Origin of the sequence: Sphingobacterium sp. WM, assembly GCF_029542465.1 — a bacterium.
GTDB classification, from domain to species: Bacteria; Bacteroidota; Bacteroidia; order Sphingobacteriales; family Sphingobacteriaceae; genus Sphingobacterium; species Sphingobacterium cellulitidis.
Genome location: NZ_CP120709.1, coordinates 717,459 through 738,281, shown reverse-complemented (window position 1 = coordinate 738,281; position 20,823 = coordinate 717,459). Strand labels below are relative to the sequence as shown.

At 40.3% G+C, this 20,823-nt stretch carries 14 protein-coding genes; 11 read left to right on the top strand and 3 right to left on the bottom strand.

All coding sequences use genetic code 11. The features are described 5' to 3' along the window. Positions 1-25: 25 nt before the first annotated feature. From PZ892_RS03175 to PZ892_RS03165, 3 genes are read right to left on the bottom strand one after another with little or no spacing between them, the layout of a single operon-like run. Positions 26-340 (bottom strand): L-rhamnose mutarotase, encoded by a 315-nt coding sequence (locus PZ892_RS03175; protein WP_182498115.1) that lies wholly within the window; start codon positions 338-340, stop codon positions 26-28. Beyond that, a complete protein-coding gene (locus PZ892_RS03170; protein ID WP_182498114.1) occupies positions 337-3,186 on the bottom strand; it encodes an alpha-L-rhamnosidase in 2,850 nt (949 codons plus the stop codon). The genes PZ892_RS03175 and PZ892_RS03170 overlap by 4 nt, the downstream gene beginning before the upstream one ends. A 7-nt stretch (positions 3,187-3,193) precedes the next feature. Then, a complete protein-coding gene (locus tag PZ892_RS03165) occupies positions 3,194-4,927 on the bottom strand; it encodes an alpha-L-rhamnosidase (protein ID WP_182498113.1) in 1,734 nt (577 codons plus the stop codon). 400 nt (positions 4,928-5,327) lie between these two features. Between PZ892_RS03165 and PZ892_RS03160 the strand changes: the two genes are divergently transcribed. Genes PZ892_RS03160 through eboC form a run of 11 tightly spaced genes read left to right on the top strand, consistent with a single transcriptional unit; the run spans position 5,328 to position 20,811 of the window. After that, positions 5,328-8,603, top strand: coding sequence for a TonB-dependent receptor (locus PZ892_RS03160; protein ID WP_277712075.1), 3,276 nt, complete (start codon positions 5,328-5,330; stop codon positions 8,601-8,603). 12 nt (positions 8,604-8,615) lie between these two features. Continuing rightward, on the top strand, positions 8,616-10,103 hold the full coding sequence (locus PZ892_RS03155) for a RagB/SusD family nutrient uptake outer membrane protein (protein WP_094255383.1): 1,488 nt from the start codon (positions 8,616-8,618) through the stop codon (positions 10,101-10,103). A gap of 42 nt (positions 10,104-10,145) precedes the next feature. After that, positions 10,146-12,827, top strand: coding sequence for a c-type cytochrome (locus PZ892_RS03150; RefSeq protein ID WP_182498111.1), 2,682 nt, complete (start codon positions 10,146-10,148; stop codon positions 12,825-12,827). 11 nt (positions 12,828-12,838) lie between these two features. Beyond that, positions 12,839-13,912, top strand: coding sequence for an aldose 1-epimerase family protein (locus tag PZ892_RS03145; protein ID WP_182498110.1), 1,074 nt, complete (start codon positions 12,839-12,841; stop codon positions 13,910-13,912). A gap of 11 nt (positions 13,913-13,923) precedes the next feature. Further along, entirely contained in the window at positions 13,924-15,135 is a 1,212-nt protein-coding gene (locus PZ892_RS03140; RefSeq protein WP_277712073.1) for a hypothetical protein, read from the top strand. 21 nt (positions 15,136-15,156) lie between these two features. After that, positions 15,157-16,197, top strand: a complete 1,041-nt coding sequence (locus PZ892_RS03135) for a TIM barrel protein (RefSeq protein ID WP_182498108.1) — start codon at positions 15,157-15,159, stop codon at positions 16,195-16,197. A gap of 18 nt (positions 16,198-16,215) precedes the next feature. After that, positions 16,216-17,376 (top strand): Gfo/Idh/MocA family oxidoreductase, encoded by a 1,161-nt coding sequence (locus PZ892_RS03130; protein WP_220476612.1) that lies wholly within the window; start codon positions 16,216-16,218, stop codon positions 17,374-17,376. Positions 17,377-17,393: 17 nt separating this feature from the next. Next, complete coding sequence (locus PZ892_RS03125; protein WP_220476611.1) at positions 17,394-18,191, top strand: DUF1080 domain-containing protein; 798 nt, start codon at positions 17,394-17,396, stop codon at positions 18,189-18,191. An 18-nt stretch (positions 18,192-18,209) separates the two neighbouring features. Next, on the top strand, positions 18,210-18,932 hold the full coding sequence (locus PZ892_RS03120) for an EboA domain-containing protein (RefSeq protein WP_182498107.1): 723 nt from the start codon (positions 18,210-18,212) through the stop codon (positions 18,930-18,932). A gap of 13 nt (positions 18,933-18,945) precedes the next feature. Beyond that, positions 18,946-19,926 carry a TatD family hydrolase gene (locus PZ892_RS03115; RefSeq protein ID WP_220476610.1) on the top strand — a complete coding sequence of 327 codons (981 nt, stop codon included), beginning with the start codon at positions 18,946-18,948 and terminating at the stop codon, positions 19,924-19,926. Positions 19,927-19,938: 12 nt separating this feature from the next. Further along, positions 19,939-20,811: a UbiA-like protein EboC gene (gene eboC, locus PZ892_RS03110; RefSeq protein ID WP_182498106.1), complete on the top strand. Its 873-nt coding sequence runs from the start codon at positions 19,939-19,941 to the stop codon at positions 20,809-20,811. The last annotated feature ends 12 nt before the right edge of the window (positions 20,812-20,823 follow it).

Below are 20,823 nucleotides of genomic sequence, written 5' to 3'. Positions count from 1 at the left end.
CAATATAGGTTTACAAGTATAAAACCTAAGGTAAGTAAAATACTTCTTTTAAGATAGAAGTTTTTGGGGAATAATCGGGATTCGTTTCCATGAGGTCTTTCATATATTCCCACCATTCTTTCATGATTGGATTATCCTTTAATTTATCCTCATCAAAATCAGCCCTTAACTTTTGAACTGCAAATAGGTCCAATGTATCAGGATCTAAATAAATTGCATAGTCTGAAACCCCACTTTCCTTTAGTAAATCGGCTAGTTTTGGCCATATCTCCTGATGTCTGCGAAGATATTCCGCCTCATTCCCGGCAATGAGTTTCATTTTAAAAGCGACTTGTTTCATATTTTAGTTTTGATTTCGTACTTCCCCGAACCTAGTTCAACCATGATCTGGCCATTTAATTTCTTGACAGATAAGACCAAATTATTCCGATCAACGGGTTCCCCATTGACAATGATATTTTGGGTATTCTCCGAATTTATGATACAAACGGCTTTCACATTTACCGGAATTTCAATCTCCTGCACAATTTCCTTATCGGATTTTGTCCAAGCACTTTTGATATTTCCCGACATGGAACGGAAAGATCCGGAAGCTGATTTCATTCCAAAATCACCAATCTCAGGTTGTATATATACTTCCTGATAGCCATTTTCCTTGGCACGAATGCCTAGCAAATGCTCAAACATCCATTCATTGACCGAGCCGAAAGCATAATGTGAAAAGGAATTCATCGCGGCATTGTGTACAAAGCCCTTGTCCTTAGTAAAACTATCCCAACGCTCCCAAATGGAAGTTGCGCCATTCACAACCTCGTATCCCAAGGAAGGATATTCGGTACTCTGCAAAAGCTCATAAGCCATATCCGAAGAACCAGAAGCTGTTAAGGCAGGCAATAAAGGTTTGAATCCTAAAAATCCAGTACTTAATTTATTGCCATTTGCTTCCAGTAAGTCCCGTAAATATTTCCCTGCTAAATTAGCATCTTCCTCATCTAAAATTCCAGAGTATAAGGCATTCGCATATGCTGTTTGGGTATGTCCCGAAAATCCATTCTGCCCTTCAACATAACCTTCTCCATTACCATAAAATGCGGCATTGGTTTTCAATTTACCATCTTGGTCCATGTAATGTTTTTTAAATCCAAGTTTTACTGCATGGGATTCTTTTTCATAATCATGAGCAAGTCGCATATTCCCAATGGCTCGGCACATCTGGGCCATTAATTTATTGCAATAGAAATAATAAGTCGTGGCCAATAGGTCAGGGCTAGTTTTTTCACCTACCGATAACCAATCGCCAAATCCTCCTTTAGGATTGACATCTTCAAAGGAACCTTCCCGCAAAACACTGCCTTTGGTTCTAGCTTTGAGGAATGCCATAAACTTATTCATATAGGGAAGTGATTTCCGGACAATGCGTAAATCATTGTAGGCTTTGAAATATTCATAGGTACAGATTATTCCTGCTTCAGACCATCCCGGAGAGAAGGCATCCGATGCACGAATGGCTGCTTCGCCCTGATTATTTACGGGCATAGGAGCATAAATCGGGAAAGCTCCATTGGACCACTGGGCATCATTTAAATCTTGAATCCATTTTTTATGAAATGGAGCAACATCGGCATTGAAAATTGCTGAGCGCATATAAATTTGAGCGTCCCCAGTCCAGCCCAAGCGTTCATCACGTTGAGGACAATCCGTAGGGATATCCAGGTAGTTCGCCTTCTGCGTCCACAGAATATTGCTATATAGCTGATTCAACATACTATTATCAGAATGAAATTGCCCTACCTGATCCAGGTCAGAACTTAATACCAAACCAGTTAAGAAGTCCTTATTAGGTTCTTCCTTCAGACCAGAAACTTCTACAAATTGAAACCCATGAAAAGTAAAACTTGGACTCCATTCTTCATTCTTTGAACCATTTAAGATATAGGTATCCGTAGCTCTTGCTTTTCTTAAATTATCAGTCATCAGTTTTCCATCTGGAAAGAGCATTTCACCGTATCTAAACTGCAAGGAATCTCCTTTGGATCCACTAATTCTTAGACGAATATTGCCAGCGAAGTTTTGTCCAAAATCAATGATGTACTTCCCTTCGGCAATCTTTTTCACAGACTTTGCTCGTAATTCTTGAAGAATACGAACAGGATTACTTGGATAAAGCTCAATCAGCTGACCTTTTCTGTCCGGAAATTCCTGGATATTTGCCCATGAGGAATCATCAAAACCCACCTTATTCCATCCAATCGGTTCCTTGGTTGCATCATGTTTCTCACCTTCTAAAAAATCAGATTCTAGAATTGCTCCTGTACCAGTTTTCCAGCTGGAATCAGTAATAACCTCTTCCTTCGTACCATCCTCATAAAGTATATCGATTTGAGCTTTTAATAATGGGAATTTGCCATAGAACTGATGGACTTGAGGTGAGCCTACCAATAAGGCGTAGCCTAAATATCCTGCATACCAACCACTGGAAAGTATGGCGCCAAAAGTATTCTCTCCTGAATTAAGATATTCACTAACATCGTAAACATTATAATAAACTCGTTTATTATAATCCGTCCATCCAGAAGCAAAGAAGTCTTCACCCACTTTATTTCCATTGATATAAAAATTGTGTAAGCCCAAAGAACTGATATATAAACGAGCTGATTTTACTTTCTTTTTCAGATTAGCTTGTTTCCGAATATAGGGCGATGGAGGTAGATGATATTCTCCGGGTTTTGCCAAGTGATTCAAATCTATACCCACCCATTTAGCTTTCCAATCGTCAGGATTAGGCTTCGCCAATTCCCAATATTGGATTTCTGACCAATCTCCCGCTCTATCCTTCTCATCCCAGGCCCTAACTTTCCAAAAAACACGTTGTCCAGACTTCAACAACTTACCTGAATATTCAATTTGATTAGTTTGATTGCTGGTTACTTTTTTGCTATCCCATAAATCACCCTGATTCTTCTTCAATAAAGCTTCCGTGCTGGCTACCAGCACTTGGTAGGCCATCTGAGACTTATTGAATCCCTTGCCTTGCAATTCCCAACTTAACCTGGGCTTGCTTTCTTCCACGAAAGGATTAACCTTATACTCCGTGCGCAAGTAGGTAGGTTGAATATTGGCCCAAGCAAAATTCAATTGCAAGAGAAGAAAAAGGGAAAAAGAGTAGAATAGCTGATATAATTTCATGGTCGGATTATCTTATTATTTTAATTTCCTTAGGTGCTTCAATTTCGGAAATTATTTTTCCATTTGCATCTTTTGTGTGTTTAACTTTTATGATACCATATTTAGTAGGGAAAGTACCTTCAGCAAAACTTAGATTTCCCAAATGGGGTTTCACGGTATAAGCCTTGCCTCCTGGTTCTGCTACTTTGATTCCAAGTACATGCTCGGATAACCAAGAGGTAGGACCTGAAGCCCAGCCATGTGCAAAACTATGACGATGTCCAACATAGCAATATGCCCCAAAATCGCCATGAATATCTACCTTTCCTTCGGGCACCAATTCATCAATACGGCTTGCATTTGGAAGCCATTCAATATTAAAATCTTCCCAGAAGGTAGTAGCTCCTAAGTCCAACATGGCCCCCCAATATTCGGAGATGATATCCATTGCCTCCTGATATTTACCTGCTTTGGCCATGGCTTCCAGCATATAATAGCCATAAAAAGTGGAGAAGTTTTTCGCACCACCGACTTTTAATACATCTTGATAAGCCTTTTCTTTATCCATTAATCCCACCAATGACATTAATGCTGCTGCCTGCTTGGATTGATTATGATCGGGTTTTACTTTTCTCATTTTCACCAAGGCATCATCACAAAGTTTTTTGGTCTCAGGATCATTTAAGAAAGTACTTATTTGAGAAGCTTTTTCAAGTCCTAATATGGTCATTGCTTGCAATCCTGCATGTACGGCCAAACTATCTTCACTGGAAGGCCAATCCAAAAAGCGAGTCCCATCCATTTGCTCTTTTCCATCTTTCACTTTGCTCAAGATCTGTTTAACCAATCCTTGCAGATATGGTTTTTGCTCTTCCAAATAAGCTAGATCACCATGTGCCATATACCAATCATAGTGCAATACAATCCACCACATGGAATAGGTACTGATACCACACATCCAACCTGGAAGCGGAGTTGATTCTCTTGCTAAATCCAGACTTTTCGGAACAACATCATTATATCCAAAAACTGTATTTACTGTTGCTACCTCAGGATGTAAATCCCCCACCCATACCAGACGATCACGTTTTATGGCATCCCATAAATAATCCTGCATATTCAGGTGAACGGTGTATGCTCCTACTTCCCAGATTTTATTTAATCGCTCATCGCTACTTTTGAAAGTCCCGAGATAAGGGATGTCACGATAGGTAGCAATCGCTCTAACTTCTCTTAAATGTAATTCAGCTTCCGGGTCCAAAAAGTCGATCCGAACAAAACGGAATCCCGATTCACCAGTCTGGTTTTTGCCTAACCATGGTAGTTGCAATTTCATGTCTCGCATAGCATGGTCATTTGTAGCACCTTTGGCACCAATCTCCGACATGGCCTCAGAAACAGACTCTCCTAACCTTATCCGTACATTTCTAGGGGTATTTCCTCCGCCCCACATGCCGGTGATAATTTCTACAGCACCATTAATCTCCTTACCAAAATCCAAAAGAACAGAACTGGTCTGCGTAGCATTATTTTTAAGAATGGTAATATGCTCGTTATTCAAATTTGCCTGACCATTTCCGTCCAGCATTAAATTATCTGAAGCATTGATCTGGCCATCTTGCCAAACAATACGGGTTGGATAGATATATTCCCGGGTCATTGGGCTGATATGCTTGGAGCCATCACTCAATTTATGCTGAGCATGAGAGACAAAAAATGATAAACAAATACTGAATAGTATTAGAGAAAATTTATGTGTCATGGTAGAATAGGTTATAATTCTGAAAATGTTTTTAAAGTTAAGCAAGCGGATGGAAAGGACTATCCTGCTCTTACATGAGGGTATTTAAACAGGACGGTGCAGGATGCTCAACCTAAATTGGATATTTATATTTGAATCAAGCCTTTAAGGATAGGCAACCTAATTAAATAACTAATTCTGGTAACCCCACAACCTAGGTTACCAATAAACCAAATGAAGACTAAAACATGTATAACTTAGAAAAAGGATGATTTGTTATTGATAAATAACAAGGATTGAGACCTATATAAAAAAACCGATAGTGTTCCCGCACCATCGGTTCTATATTATTAATGGTCTTTTTAAACGTCACAAGAGGGTCGAAACTCTTTATTGTTTAACCATTTAACTTTGCAAAGGTATGCAATATGACCAATTAAACAAAACTAAAAACCATCGATTCATTGCGCCTTCCGTAACATTCAGGAAGGTATTTGGGTTCACTTTCGGAACTGAACCTAAGAAGAGATTCTTGCAATTATCGTTAATCTTCCCAGCACTGATACTATCTCAGGTGGGACATTCCGAGACCACAAATTATTCATCAATGGATAAAGAAACATTTCATATTTCCATGAGCCATAGTTTGGACTTCAGTTCACTGACCGCAATTCCTCAAGAGAAAATTAAGGTAACAGGAAAGGTGACTGATGCTCAAGGTATGCCTTTGGCAGGGGTTTCCATTCGTGTGAAAGGAACCACTTCAGCGACCGCTTCGGATGCTGAAGGAAATTATGAAATTGAGTTGAACAAAGGTCAATCCTTAACTTTTGACAATATTGGCTTCGCACAGAAGGAAATTGTAGTCAATGCTGCCGGAACACAAAACGTTTCTTTAGAAGGCAGCAGTGAGGATATCTCCGAGATTGTTGTTGTGGGTTATGGTAGTCAACAGAAAAAGGATGTTACGGGATCCATTGCAGCGGTTTCCATGAAAAACGTGAAAGGACAAGCATTGGCGAGTCCGGATCAGGCACTTTCAGGACAAATCGCCGGGGTGTCGGTAAGTACATCCAATGGTACTCCTGGTGGAGGTCCTAAGATTCAAATCCGCGGTATGAGTGCTATTGGTGCTGGAAGTCAGCCATTATATGTAATTGATGGTTTCCCGGTTCCAGGTTCATCCTCAGAACGTGGAAATCCATTAGCGACCATGAATCCGAATGACATTGAATCCATGACGGTATTGAAGGATGCATCGGCGACAGCGATTTACGGTTCTCGCGGATCAAACGGGGTAATCTTGATCAACACCAAAAGAGGTTCGGATGGAAAGATGAAGATCGATGTTGCTGCCAGTTCAGGCTTGCAACAAGTTCCACAAAAAGGAAGACCTAATTTAATGAATGCTGCGGAATTCGCACAGTTCCGCAAGGAGGCCATCGAAGATAAGATCAGATTCGAGGAAGGCCGCGAACCAACAATAAATGATATCCCAGAAGAATACCGCAACCCAGCAGCATTGGGTGAAGGTGTAGATTGGTATGATGCGGTAACTCGTATTGCACCCATGTCAGATATTAACGTGAGTTTTTCAGGAGGTAATGAAAGTATTCGCTCTTTTGTTTCAGCAGGATACCTCAACCAAAAAGGAGTTATGTTGAATTCCGGATTTGACCGTTTTTCAATCCGGGCAAATGTAGAAGGGAATTTCCTCAGAAAACTTAAACTAGGGATGAACATCAACCCTACGCTATCGTATTTAGAAGGTGGAATCAACGGACAAGGTCGTGATGAATTCTTTGAAATTACAACACCGGTTGGAAAGATTTATAACGATGATGGCTCCTATGTGCCATACATTCAATCAGCAGGAACATTCGGAAACCCGAACCCTGTGATGTATCTGAATCAAAGGACCAACAAGAGCTCAAAGCTTAAAATGTTAATGAGCACCTATGCTGAATATAGCTTCTTGGATAATTTAAAGTTCAAGACAACCTTCAACGTAGATTATCAAGACGAAAGTGGTGAATATTTCAGACCATCCACTATTCCTAATCAAAATGCTCCGGGGCCAACAATTCCAAGTGGAAGCTATTGGCGTGGCAGTTACCTGAACTGGGCGAATGAGAATACTTTGAATTATGATTACAGCACTGAAAGTGGTCATTCGATTTCAGCATTAGCGGGATATTCAGTACAGGTACAAAAAAATAAGAATGCCAATTTCAATGGAAGTCAATTTCCGGATGATGATATTCAGACTTTAAATGCTGCTGCTCGAATTACTGGAGGAACAGGTATTGAAGACTGGGCATTGATTTCATATTTGGCGAGGGTGAATTACTCCTATTTGGATCGTTATATCCTTACTGCATCTTATCGTGCAGATGGTTCATCGCGATTCGGAAAAGACAACCGTTGGGGTTCATTCCCTTCGGTAGCAGTAGGTTGGCGTTTATCTGAGGAACCTTTCTTAAAAGACAAGGAATGGATAAATGAATTGAAACTTAGAGCATCATTCGGTCGATCAGGAAACTTCAACATTGCAAACTATGCTTCATTGAGCGGCATTGGAACTGCAAATTATGTCTTCGGAGGTAGTTTAGCACCAGGTCGTACGATGAATAGTTTAGGAAATAGTTTTTTGGGTTGGGAGAGAATGAAAGAATTGAACATAGGTGTAGACTTTAGCACCTGGAATAATCGCTTGTCCTTCACTGCCAACTATTATAAGCGGAATACCCTGGATCTCTTATTGGGAACCCCAATTCCACAATCATCAGGATTTGGATCTGTTGTTGAAAACCGTGGAGATGTAGAAAATCAAGGATATGAGTTTTCAGTAAGTTCAGCCAACATCGTGAAGGATAATTTCACATGGAACACCGACTTTAACATCTCATTCAACCGGAATAAGGTTATTGCCTTAGGACGTAGTACCGATCCTATTTATTCAGGGGCGAGTTCAGAGGGTAACTTCACAAATATTACCCGTATCGGTGAGCCAGTAGGTATGATCATCGGATATGTTGTAGAAGGAATCTATCAAAATCAAGCTGAAGTTGACCAATACGCAGCGTTTCCAGGTGCCATTCCGGGGAATTTAAGAATGAGAGATGTCAATGGTGATGGACAGATTACACCAAATGACGACTTTGATGTCATTGGTAATCCATATCCAGACTTCACTTTCGGGATGACGAATAACCTGACTTATAAAGCTTTTGATCTAAGAGTTATGATGGTAGGTTCGAAAGGACAAGAAATGCTACATGCGACGCGATTCTATACAGATAACATCGATGGTGTATTCAATGTTAGAAAGGAAGTTGCAGATCGCTGGCGTTCAGAATCTAATCCAGGAAGTGGATTGGTACCAACAACCAATGGTACAGGTAGAGGTCGTGTTATGTATCGGGATACACACTCGCTATTCATTGACAAAACTGACTACTTATGGATAAAAAACATAACTGTTGGTTATACCCTACCAAAAAGTATAGGAGGAATTGTTAACAACCTAAGGATCTATGCGAACCTTCAAAATCCATTCTTATTTACAGGATATGAAGGCAATCCAGAAGGAACAAACATTAACCGTGGTGACACATCGCCATTGGTACCGGGAATTGATTACTCGGCATACCCTGTTCCGAAGATCTACACATTAGGTTTGAATTTTAACTTTTAAGAGACAAAGATTATGAAATTAAGATATATTCTTTTAGGTCTAGGGTTATTGAGCATGAGCACTTCCTGCAACCATTTATTGGATGTAAAACCCTATACATTTTCCAGTGGAGATAATTATTATGAAAACGAGGGGCAAGTCCTTCGCGCGGTGAATGGTGTTTACAGTAGATTACAAGGTTTATATACCAGTGATTTCTGGGCGATGACCGAAATGCGTTCCGACAATACCAATTATCAGTATGATGAAACCGACCGTGGTGCACAACAGCGTGAGGAGATTGATGAATTCTTGATTACCTCATCCAATAATTACGTCAATACGACTTGGGTAAATCTCTATGGAATCATCCAACAGGCGAATGTAATTATCAGCAGAATTGATCAAGTTACCTTCTCGGATGAAAAAATAAAGTTACAATACCTCGGTGAGGCTAAATTTATCAGAGGATTTGCCTATTTTCATCTTGTCCGATTATTTGGTGAGCTTCCTTTGCATACAAAAGAGGTGGCAAATCCACAAGATGCTTTCACCGATGGTAAGAAAGCAAGCGTTGATGAGGTTTATGCTGTCATTATTCAGGATGCCAAGGATGCGATCGCCAATTTACCGGCAAGCTATGAAAAGAACAATGCTGGAAGAGTAACCAAAGGAGCAGCATATACTTTACTGGGCGATGTTTATCTGACCAGAAAACAATATGCTGAAGCAGTAACCAATTTTCAGGAAGTAACCAAATTAGGTTATTCCTTGATGCCAGATTATGCATCCTGCTTCAATCCAGCGAACAAAAATAATGCAGAATCGATTTTTGAGATACAATACGATCAATCGGTAGAAGGCGAGAACAGTAATTTCATTTACATGTTTGGTCCTCGCAATGCGAAAATGCAGTTGGTAGGATATTCTGGAAACTTAGGCGGAAGTAATATTCCGACTCCAAGTATCTACAATGCCTATGAGCAAGGAGATAACCGTCGTGATAAATCTATTCAATTGTTTTCTGACCCTTCGAATTCGAAATTCCAGGAGTCGGTAGCATTTGGAGGCAAGATTCCATTCATTAAGAAATTTTACCATCCACCTTATATTGAGGATGGGCGTTCGAATGAGAATTGGCCAGTTTACCGGTACGGGCATGTATTGTTATTATTGGCAGAAGCTCAGAACGAAGCTGGAAGCGGAAATCCTATTGCTAACCTAAACCTAGTCCGCAAACGTGCAGGCTTGCAACCATTAGCTGGACTTTCCAAAGAAGCATTGCGTGATGCGATTGCAAAAGAACAACGTATTGAGGTGGCCTTTGAGGATCATAGATGGTATCAATTGTTAAGAACGGGAAAAGCTATAGAAGTAATGACCGCTCATGGTGCTGAAGAGAAGAAGAGATTAACCAGATTAAGTGCAGCATCTTACAACATTCAACCATTTAAACTATTGTTCCCAATTCCGCAGCGAGAAATTCAGATTAATGGAATTCCTCAGAATCAGGGTTGGTAAATCAAAAAGCTGTTATAAACCATAAAACAACATAAAAACCAAATGATAAAGACTAAAAGAGCACAATCGTATTTGTTTGCTATGCTTCTCCTCTTTTTAGCAGGGTCATGTAAACAAGAAAAGGAAAAAGAAGTGGTCAAAGAACCGAATCCAAAAACGGATAAAATCGTTTTGCCGGAAGGTTTTGAGATCGAACATATCTATAGCCCTTCGGATGACAAAAAAGGTTCCTGGGTATCAATGACTTTTGATGATAAAGGTCGGATGATCACATCGGATCAATTTGGCGGGTTATTCCGGGTCGAATTGCCGCCACTTGGGTCGGACTCAACGGTAAAGCCTAAAATCGAAGCACTAGATTTTCCTATTGAGGGTCGTGATCCGAAGGATACATCCTCTACAAAAGTTGGAATGGGCTTCGCACAAGGGTTGCTTTGGGCTTATAACAGCTTATATGTTATGATTAACCACCGTCCTAATGAGAATCTTTCAAAAGGATCGGGCTTGTATCGTTTGCAGGATACCAACAACGATGATAAATTGGATAAAATCACGCAGTTGATGGCATTGGATGGCGAAGGGGAACATGGCCCACACAGTATTGTCCTAGGACCGGATTCCATGATCTATGTAATCGCCGGAAACTTTACAACCATTCCTAAAATGGACAATTACCGTTCATTGCCAAGTGATAAGGTTGATAATTTAATACCGTATATCCTGGACACTCATGGTCATGATTCTGACTCACATTTAAATGGAGGCTGGATTGCAAAAACAGATTCAGAAGGTAAATCATGGGATCTGATTGCTTCAGGTATGCGTAATGGCTTTGACCTTGCCTTCAATAATGAAGGTGAATTATTCACCTATGATTCCGATATGGAATGGGATTTTGGTATGCCATGGTATCGTCCTACGCGTATACTGCATGTGACCAGTGGTGCTGAATATGGTTGGAGAAAAGGTGATGCGAAGTGGGATGAACGCTTTTTGGATAACCTACCTGCAACCTTGAACATTGGACAGGGTTCACCAACCAACTTTATCAATCCTAATCAAGCGAAGTTCCCTGAAAAATACAGAAACAGCTTATTGGCATTTGACTGGAGTTTCGGGATTATCTATGCTATCCATTTAGAACCTAAGGGATCAAGTTATACCGCGAAGGCTGAGGAGTTTATTTCAGGATCTCCACTTCCACTTACAGATGGTACAATTGGACCTGATGGAAGTTTATATTTCTTGACTGGTGGTCGTCGTTTGGAATCAGATTTATATCGTGTATATCATAAAGATCGTGAAAAGATCAACAATGAAGTTAAAAAATCGGAGCCATCTGATTTAGTAAAATTGCGTAGAGAAATCGAGCAATACCATAGACCATCTCCAACGGGCACTGTGGATAAAGTATGGGAATACCTAGGTCATGAAGATCGTCATATCCGTTATGCAGCACGCATTGCTGTGGAGCATCAACCATTTGAGACTTGGAAAGACAAAGTTTTTGCAGAGCGCAATGTGGTTCGTTTGACAGAAGTAATGGTGGCTATGGCACATGTGGCGGATGCATCCATGCAGCCTCAGATCATGAAGAAATTGGCTACAATTCCTGTTGAGAAAATCACGCCTAAGATGTTGGAGAATTTATTGAGAGTTTATGAGCTTGTGATTGCCCGTATGGGTAAGGTCAATGATGCAGATGCAGCAGCATTAGCACAACGATTGGAACCATTCTATCCGGCGAAATCAAATTACATGAACAGAGAATTATCGAAGATTCTACTTGCGTTAAATAGTGAACCGGCTGTTAAAAAATCTTTAGAATTATTGGCAAATGCGAAGGATGACACCACGCAAACCAGCTTTATGAATTCTTCGAATTTGATTTTAAGAAACCCGCAATATGGATTGGATATCGCTGATATGTTGGCTAATATCCCACCTGCGCAACAAATCTTTATGGCAACTGCCTTGAGTAATACCAGCGTGGGTTGGACTCCAGAACTTAGAGAACAATATTTCAATTGGTTTTACAAAGCCTTTGGATTCAAAGGAGGAAACAGTTACATCGGTTTCATCGATAATGCACGTAAAATGGCCTTGAAGAATGTGCCACAAGATCAATTGGCGATGTACGGCAAAATGTCTGGAGACTCTTTGATCAATGCCCAAGGAAACAGATTGGCTGATAAAGTTGAAGGTCCAAAAGGTCCAGGAAGAGGCTGGGAAATTGACTCAGCGCTGAAAGTAGTGGACGAGAATACGGGAGAACGTAATTTCAAACGTGGTAGAGAATTATTCCTTGCAGTAAAATGTGGTTCTTGTCATACCGTCAAAGGCGAAGGTGGATCAGTAGGTCCAGACTTGACACAATTAGGAACACGTTTCTCAAAACGCGATATGTTGGAAGCGATCATCGAACCTAGTAAGGTTATTTCAGACCAATATGAGTCTAAATTATTCCACATGAAAGACGGTACTAACTTATTAGGACGTTTAATGAGTGAGGATGAGAAGAATTATGTGATTTCGCAAAATCCATATGCTCCACAAGTGACGAAGACCATTGCGAAGAGTGATGTCAAGTCGATGAATCGTTCGGAAGTATCGATTATGCCTCCAGGAACATTGAATTCAATGAATCCAGATGAGGTAAAAGATATCATGGCGTATTTGATGTCAGGAGGAAATGAGAATAGTGATGTTTATAAGAAAAAATAAAATTTAAAGAATTGGAAAACTCAAATCAAGACTGGTTGAATAAGGTCTCCCATGTGGCGCAGGTCGGAGGCATTGAAACTTCTATTTTAGATAATGGAAGAGGCAAGGGAACTCGGATAGCCTGGATAAACACAGGTGCAGGATTACGATTTAAAGTTGTGATAGACCGAGGGCTGGACATTGCAGATGCTTCATTCAACCAGTTTAACTTGAGTTGGTTAAGTCGATTGGGAGTAACCGCTCCACAACCTTTTTCAGATAAAGGCATTGATTGGCTGAGAACCTTTGGCGGCGGCCTATTGACCACCTGTGGGATAACCCATGTTGGAGGTCCAGAATCGGATGAATATGGCGAGCGCGGATTGCATGATCAATTCAGCAATAGCCCGGCAGAACTCATTTCAGTAAAACAACCGGATATAGCAAATGGAGATTTTGAAATGTCCATTACCGGAAAGATTTTTCAAGGCCATCCCCTAGGCGATAACATCGAAATTAAGCGCACTATTCGATGTGTTCTAGGACATCCTACCATTTATTTGGATGATGAAATTCAAAATGTTGGTAATATCAATTCTTCCCATATGATTTTATACCATTTCAATTTTGGATGGCCTTTTATTGATGCCGGGACGAAACTCCTTTGGAAAGGAGCGTGGAAATCTCGTGAAACAGGAGATGCGAATAAAATATTTAAAGAAGGTCAGGATTTCCGGACCTGTCAGGAGCCCCGTGAGGATCACAGCGGTTCTGGCGAAGAAGCCGCATTGATCGATGTGGATGCTGATGCATCTGGAAAAGTGGATTGCGGAATTTACAATGAGAAGTTAGGCTTTGCATTGAAAATTAGTTTTAACAAGGAACAATTGCCTTGGTTGACCAATTGGCAACATTGGGGCAAAGGAGAATATGTAACAGGGATGGAACCTGGAAGTCACCCACCATTAGGGCAGAAATTAATGCGTGAGCGCGGGGAATTAATCCAGTTGAAACCCGGAGAAAAGAGGAAATATAACTTAGAAATCAGTATATTGAATAACTCTACCTCCATCAACGAATTTGTAAACAAGTATATAAACCTATAAATATCAAAAGAATGGAAATCATTGAAAAGGCATTCGAACAAGGAAAAGGAATATTGAGATTAGCTCCGAATTGGGTACCGAGATCATTTTGTGTACCTGGTCGACGAATTAAACTTCACCCAGACGACTATTATGTGCTAGGTGGAGAACGTGGTGGTATTGATGAGCGTTGGTTTTCATCAACGACACCTGCTAAGAATGGTCCATTAACTGGTGAGTTTGAGGGTTTGAGTTTTGTGGTCTATGAGGAAAATGGAAAGACAGAGCAGGTTTTATTATCGGACTGTGTGGATCATTTGAAGGGGAAATTAATTGGTGACCGTCTTTGGGATGAGTATCAAAGCTGGCCAATGTATTCGAAGTTTTTCGACAATATGGGGCCACTACCCCACCATATCCATCACAATGATGAAAAAGCTGCATTAATTGAACAACAAGGAAAACCGGAAGCCTATTACTTCCCTCCTCAGTTGAATAATCACGGTGGTGATTTTCCATATACCTTTATGGGAATCGCTCCGGGAACATCCAAAGAAACCATCAAAGAATGTTTGGAGAATTTCAGCAAAGGGGATAATAAAATCACCAATTACTCACAAGCTTATCGTTTAGAGCCAGGAACTGGATGGGATGTTCCTCCAGGTTTGCTACATGCTCCTGGAAGTATGTGTACTTATGAACCGCAGAAAGCGTCGGATGTATTCGCGATGTATCAATCCTTGGTGAATGAAGCGATCATTCCGGAAGAATTATTATGGAAAGGTGTTCCTGAGAACATGAAGGGTGATTATGATGCTTTAATGGATATCATTGATTGGGATTTAAATGTGGATCCTGATATGATGAAAAATAGATTCATGGCACCAAAACCTGTTCATGATGAAAAAGAAATGGAAGCTGCAGGATATTCAGAAAAATGGGTTTGCTATAAATCAACTGCATTTAGTGCGAAAGAATTAACAGTATTCCCTGGACAAACAGTGACGATCAAAGATTCGGCTGCCTATGGATTGATTATGATGCAAGGATATGGAAAAATGAATGATTGGACCATTGAAACTCCGGCATTAATCCGTTATGGACAGTTGACTTTTGATGAGTATTTTGTTTCTGAAGTGGCTGCTAAACGCGGTGTGGTGATTCAAAATCATTCAAGCACCGATCCTATTGTGATGTTGAAACATTTCGGACCAGATAATCCTGATTTAGATGTAAAAGGTTAATCATTGATAAAACAATTATTTATGAGCAAGAACAATTTCCCAAAGTTACACAATGCTACATGGCCAGGCATTGTAGGAAAAGGAGACCATGAGCCCATCATTTCATTGGATGAGTTATTGGAGAAAACAGCGAAGGCCGAAGTAAATGGAGTAAAATTCGATGGTGTTGACTTAGGATTATTTGATCCGCATGTTAAGTTAGACACCTCTGATGATCATATAAAATCAGTTGTAGATAAAATTGGTGGTACCTACGGTTTGGCTATCGGTACCTTGGTCGCTCCTATTTGGCCACCTGATGGTGGTTCAGCAATGGGTTCACAAACTGACCGTGACCGTTTTGTTGAAGTCGTAAGAAAAGCAGCGGAATTTGGATATAAACTTCGTAAAGAAGGTATCAGAACAAATAATGTAATCCGTGTGGACTCGGCAAGCAGTGTAGAAGAATGGGCGAAAAACCCTACTGAGAACACGAAGTTGATTGCCGATACTTTCCGTAGAGCTTGTGATGCAGCTGCTGAATATGGTGAGCGCATTGCTGCTGAAGGAGAAATCTGCTGGGGTGGAATGCAGAGTTGGAAAACGATGTTGGAGACCTTGGAAATGGTAGATCGTGAAAATATGGGATTTCAAGCGGATATGTCGCATACATTCTTGTATTTATTGGGATATAATGCTCCGGAAGACCGCATCTTGAAAGCAGATTTTCAGTGGGATGATCGGGAGGAATTAGAAAGAGGATTGAAGTTTTTAACCTCGAAATTGCGTCCATGGACGATTGATTTCCATGTGGCACAAAATGATGGAACGGTATTCGGATCAGGTTCACACGATAAAACCGGAAGACATTGTTTGCCAACGGATCCAAATGGCAGATTGGATATTGCCAAAGATGCTGGATTCTGGATGAAAGATGAAAATGGAAACCCAACGAAAGCATTTAATCATATCTGTTGGGATGGCTGTATGTTCCCGAATGAGGTGATGCATAAACAAGAAACATGGGATTCAATCTTGAAAACCTTGATTGAAGTTCGCGATGTAAATGGCTGGTCAGCATAATTTTCTAAACAAAAAATCATGAGCAAAAAAGAATTAAGAATAGGATTAATTGGATGTGGTTTTATGGGAAGAACACATTCGAATGGATATAAACGCGTACCTAACTTCTTCCCTAATTTGGAGTATCAACCAGTTTTAAAGGCTGTTTGTTCCCGCAGTGAAGACAAAGTGAAAGCTTTTGCTGAGCAATGGGGATATGAATCCTATGAAACTGATTGGAGGAAATTAATAGCGAGGGATGATATCGATGCTGTAGACATCTGTACTCCCAACAATATGCACATGGAAATCGCGATTGCGGCAGCAGCTGCTGGAAAGATGGTATTATGTGAGAAACCATTGTCTCGAACTTTAGAAGAAGGCGAGAAAATGGTGGAAGCTGTGGAATCCAATAAGGTTAAAAATACGATATGGTACAACTATCGTCGTTTACCAGCTGTTACTTTGGCGAAGCAAATTGTGGATAGTGGAAAATTGGGTAAGATTTTCCATTACCGCAGTAACTTCCTACAGGATTGGACCATCAATGAAAACCTTCCGCAAGGAGGTGCTGCATTCTGGAGAATGGATGCGGATGCTGCTGGTTCAGGAGTAACGGGAGATCTATTGGCTCACTGTATTGACTTGGCCATGTGGTTGAATGGAGGAATCAAGGATGTATCGGCAATGACGGAGATCTTTGTGAAGCAACGTATGCATGAAGAAACGGGCAAAATGGAAGATGTAAAAATTGATGATGCCTGTATTTTCCACTGTCACTTCGATAATCAATCTTTAGGATTATTTGAATCTACGCGCTATGCTCGCGGACATAAGGCCTTGTTCACTTTTGAGATCAATGGTGAGAAAGGTTCATTGAAATGGGATCTTCATGACATGAATAGATTGGAATATTTCAATAATGCCGATGATTCCATCGTCAGAGGCTGGAGGTCAATTCACGTAACGGATGGTGACCAACCATATATGGATAAATGGTGGGTTCCGGGACTGTCATTAGGCTATGAACATTCCTTTGTTCATCAAGTAGCAGATTTTTTACAAAGCCTAGAAAAAGGTGAAGAATGTCACCCAACATTTAGGGATGCTTTGGAAACTCAGAAGGTTTGTGAGGCAGTAATCAATTCTGCAAAAAACAGGAAATGGGAAGACACCCATGTCGAATGGAAAAACAAATAATCACTAGAAAATCCATCATGAAAAAAATATTCAAATTTAGTTGTATTTGCTTAACTGCTACGGTTTTACTAAGCTCCTGCAATGGAAATACAGCAGAGAAAAACAATGCGACTGACAGCACTTCCACAGAAAACACGATGAGTGAGCAGGGCTATATCGCCATGTTCGAACCGAACTCCTTATCGGGATGGGAAGGTGACAGCACCTATTGGAAAATGGAAAATGGAGTTCTTTCAGGCGAGATCCGCGAAGACCAAGAACCATTGAAAAACAATACATTTTTGATCTGGAACGGAGGTGATGTAGGCGACTTTTCGTTGAAAACTAAATTTAAAATTTCCGAAAATGGAAATAGTGGTGTAAATTACAGAAGCGATCGCTTTACGGAGCTACCGAATGCCCTTAGGGGTTATCAGGCAGATATTGACGGTAAGAACAATTATACAGGTCAAAACTACGAAGAGCGCAAGCGCACAACCTTAGCTTATCGCGGTCAACGAACGGAGATCTTAAATCCTGCTGACGGAGTAAAAGGCGAATCAAAAGGCAATGCCTGGACGAATATGAAAGTCCTTGATTCTGTTGCTACTCCTGAGGAATTGAAGACCATCGTTAAACCGAATGATTGGAATGACCTTGAAATCGTTGCTGAAGGCAATAAACTAACCCATTATGTAAACGGAAAGATCATCGCTGAGGTAATTGATAATGATCCTGAAAACCGCAAGGATAAAGGTTTGATTGGGGTTCAGGTGCATGTAGGACCTCCAATGAAAGTGGAGTATAAAGACATGCAGATTAAAATTATAAAATAATAAAATCTAATACGCAATATGGAATGGAGAGAACAAGTGAGAAATACCTTATTCGAACTGCTAACCGCAGAAGAGAAGAGCTATTTAGAGGAATGTGAACAAAATATTGCGGATAATTATTCTACAAGTTTCGTCAGAATATTTTCCTCACTAAGCAGGAAATTAAATACTAGCAAGGACAAATTAGTAAGTATGGTCCAAGAGGAAAGCAATCCCTTGATTGTTGATAATTGGACCGTACTTAGACTTGCAAGGGTTTATCTATTGGGCTTGATCGAAGACCAACAAGAACCCTATTTTACCTTTATTGAGAAGCTATTCAATTATGCGGATATGCAAGAGCTCGAGGCTCTATATTCTGCATTGAATATTTATCAATTCCCAAGAATTTGGATTGAACGTTGCCAAGAAGGCATACGTAATAATATCGGCCCGGTTCAGGGAGCCATCATGGAACAGAATAAGTTTCCGGCGACCTATTTGAGCGAAGAGGCTTGGAACCAATTAGTTTTAAAAAGCTTTTTTACAGGCAAAGAGATTAAGAAGATTTATGGTCTTTACGAAAGGAACAATGTAAATCTTGCAAACTCCATTGTCGATTACATATATGAACGCGATTCTGCCAAGCGAGAGATTCACCCCATGTTGTGGGAATTGGCGAAGGATCATTTACCTCCACGCGCTGAAGAAATCTTCAAACAGCAAATCACTATACGCCCAGAATTATTAGAGAAAAATTAAAAAACAGTCAGTAATGTGTACAGAATTAAATAGAGACCTGGCGAGCATGGGTAGACCAATGCCGTTAGACTTTGAATTAATTAAAGGGATGAAATTCGTGGATCCGCATATTCATATGGTTTCCCGAACGACGGATGATTACCAAGCACTGTTTGATGCAGGGGTTTTGTTATTAATTGAACCTGCATTTTGGGTTGGTCAACCTAGAACAGGTATCGATACGTTTAAGGATTATTATAGTAGTCTTATCGGTTGGGAAAGATTTAGAGCTTCACAATTCGGAATTAGACACTTCTGCACGATTGGATTAAACTCCAGGGAGGCAAACAATGAGGCATTAGCTGAACAAGTGATGGAATTATTGCCACACTTTATTTATAAAGAAGGGGTTCTAGGGATTGGAGAGATTGGTTTTGATGATCAGACCCCCGCTGAAGAAAAATTCTACAGAGCACAATTGGAACTGGCTAAAGAAGCTTCAGTTCCAGTTCAAGTGCATACCCCCCACCGTGATAAAACCAGAGGAACAACACGTAGCATGGATATCGCCATCGAACATGGACTAGATCCTCAAACGGTGATCATTGACCACAATTCTGAGGAAACAGTCAAAGAAGTTTTAGATCGTGGATTCTATGCTGGATTTACCATTTATCCATTTACGAAAATGGGAAATGAACGTATGGTTGAAATCGTGAAACAATATGGTTCTGAGCGTATCATGGTAAATTCCGCTGCGGATTGGGGAATCAGTGATCCATTGGCAGTGCCTAAAACCGCAGCCTTAATGGTTCAACATGGTATTTCAAAGGAGGATATTGAAAAAGTAACCTATCAGAATGCATTGGATGCATTTCAAGTAAGTAAACATTTGGATTTAAACAGCTTAGATAGGACTTTCATTGCAGACCCGAACGAGAAGTTTGAAGGGAATACCATTTTACGTGGTGGTCAACAGCCTAGGTTAAACAAGGATTCTATTATTATTTCTTAATTACCAGGGCGTATGTTGAAACCATGGATCCAAATAATCCGGCCGTCCAATGTTTTAACAGCCATTTCCGATGTCCTTGCGGGCGTCGCCATTGCCTGTTTGTTTTTACATCATGATTTACCAGAGGTAAATAATCTGATTTTGATTACCATTTCGAGTATGCTATTGTATACTGGCGGAATAGTATTCAATGATGTGTTTGATGCTGCATTGGATCAGGTGGAAAGGCCTGAGCGACCGATTCCTTCTGGAAGAATCAAGAAGTCTTCTGCCGCTATATTAGGGACAGTTGCTTTTGCGATTGGCTGTGCATTAGCCTTTCTGATCAATGTTTCGGCATTTACCATTTCCCTTGCCATCGTTCTGATGTGTTTGCTCTACAATGGTAAAGCAAAACATCATTTTATCGCTGGGCCTATCGTCATGGGAACCTGTCGTGGACTAAACTTATTATTGGGAATGGCCTTATTACCTGCTTCATTGGAGTACTGGTATATCGCAATTGTTCCTATTATTTATATTGCATCAGTAACAAATATTAGCCGAGGAGAGGTTTACGGGAATAATAAAACCGCTATGTTGGTTTCAATTGGTTTATATGCCATGGTTATTCTGACCTTACTCTATTTTACATTTGTCAGCAAGAATTATTTAGCTATAATATTCATTTTGTTTTTCACAATAATGATCGCGCGTCCATTATTCAAGGCTTTAAAGTCTTTGGACCCTATGGATGTTCGAAAAGCTGTGAAATTCGGTGTATTAGCGCTCATATTGATGAATGCCAGCTGGATTGCCATATCGGGATTTTGGATATTAGCTCTAGCCGTTTGTGCCATTCTTCCAATTTCTATTTACTTAGCTAAAAAATTTGCCGTAACCTAAACTCAAAGTCAC

Bases quoted from the DNA above. Each gene is read 5' to 3' on its own strand.
- PZ892_RS03175 (WP_182498115.1), bottom strand. From the start codon at position 340: ATGAAACAAGTCGCTTTTAAAATGAAACTCATTGCCGGGAATGAGGCG.
- PZ892_RS03170 (WP_182498114.1), bottom strand. From the start codon at position 3,186: ATGAAATTATATCAGCTATTCTACTCTTTTTCCCTTTTTCTTCTCTTG.
- PZ892_RS03165 (WP_182498113.1), bottom strand. From the start codon at position 4,927: ATGACACATAAATTTTCTCTAATACTATTCAGTATTTGTTTATCATTT.
- PZ892_RS03160 (WP_277712075.1), top strand. From the start codon at position 5,328: ATGCAATATGACCAATTAAACAAAACTAAAAACCATCGATTCATTGCG.
- PZ892_RS03155 (WP_094255383.1), top strand. From the start codon at position 8,616: ATGAAATTAAGATATATTCTTTTAGGTCTAGGGTTATTGAGCATGAGC.
- PZ892_RS03150 (WP_182498111.1), top strand. From the start codon at position 10,146: ATGATAAAGACTAAAAGAGCACAATCGTATTTGTTTGCTATGCTTCTC.
- PZ892_RS03140 (WP_277712073.1), top strand. From the start codon at position 13,924: ATGGAAATCATTGAAAAGGCATTCGAACAAGGAAAAGGAATATTGAGA.
- PZ892_RS03135 (WP_182498108.1), top strand. From the start codon at position 15,157: ATGAGCAAGAACAATTTCCCAAAGTTACACAATGCTACATGGCCAGGC.
- PZ892_RS03130 (WP_220476612.1), top strand. From the start codon at position 16,216: ATGAGCAAAAAAGAATTAAGAATAGGATTAATTGGATGTGGTTTTATG.
- PZ892_RS03125 (WP_220476611.1), top strand. From the start codon at position 17,394: ATGAAAAAAATATTCAAATTTAGTTGTATTTGCTTAACTGCTACGGTT.
- PZ892_RS03120 (WP_182498107.1), top strand. From the start codon at position 18,210: ATGGAATGGAGAGAACAAGTGAGAAATACCTTATTCGAACTGCTAACC.
- PZ892_RS03115 (WP_220476610.1), top strand. From the start codon at position 18,946: ATGTGTACAGAATTAAATAGAGACCTGGCGAGCATGGGTAGACCAATG.
- eboC (WP_182498106.1), top strand. From the start codon at position 19,939: ATGTTGAAACCATGGATCCAAATAATCCGGCCGTCCAATGTTTTAACA.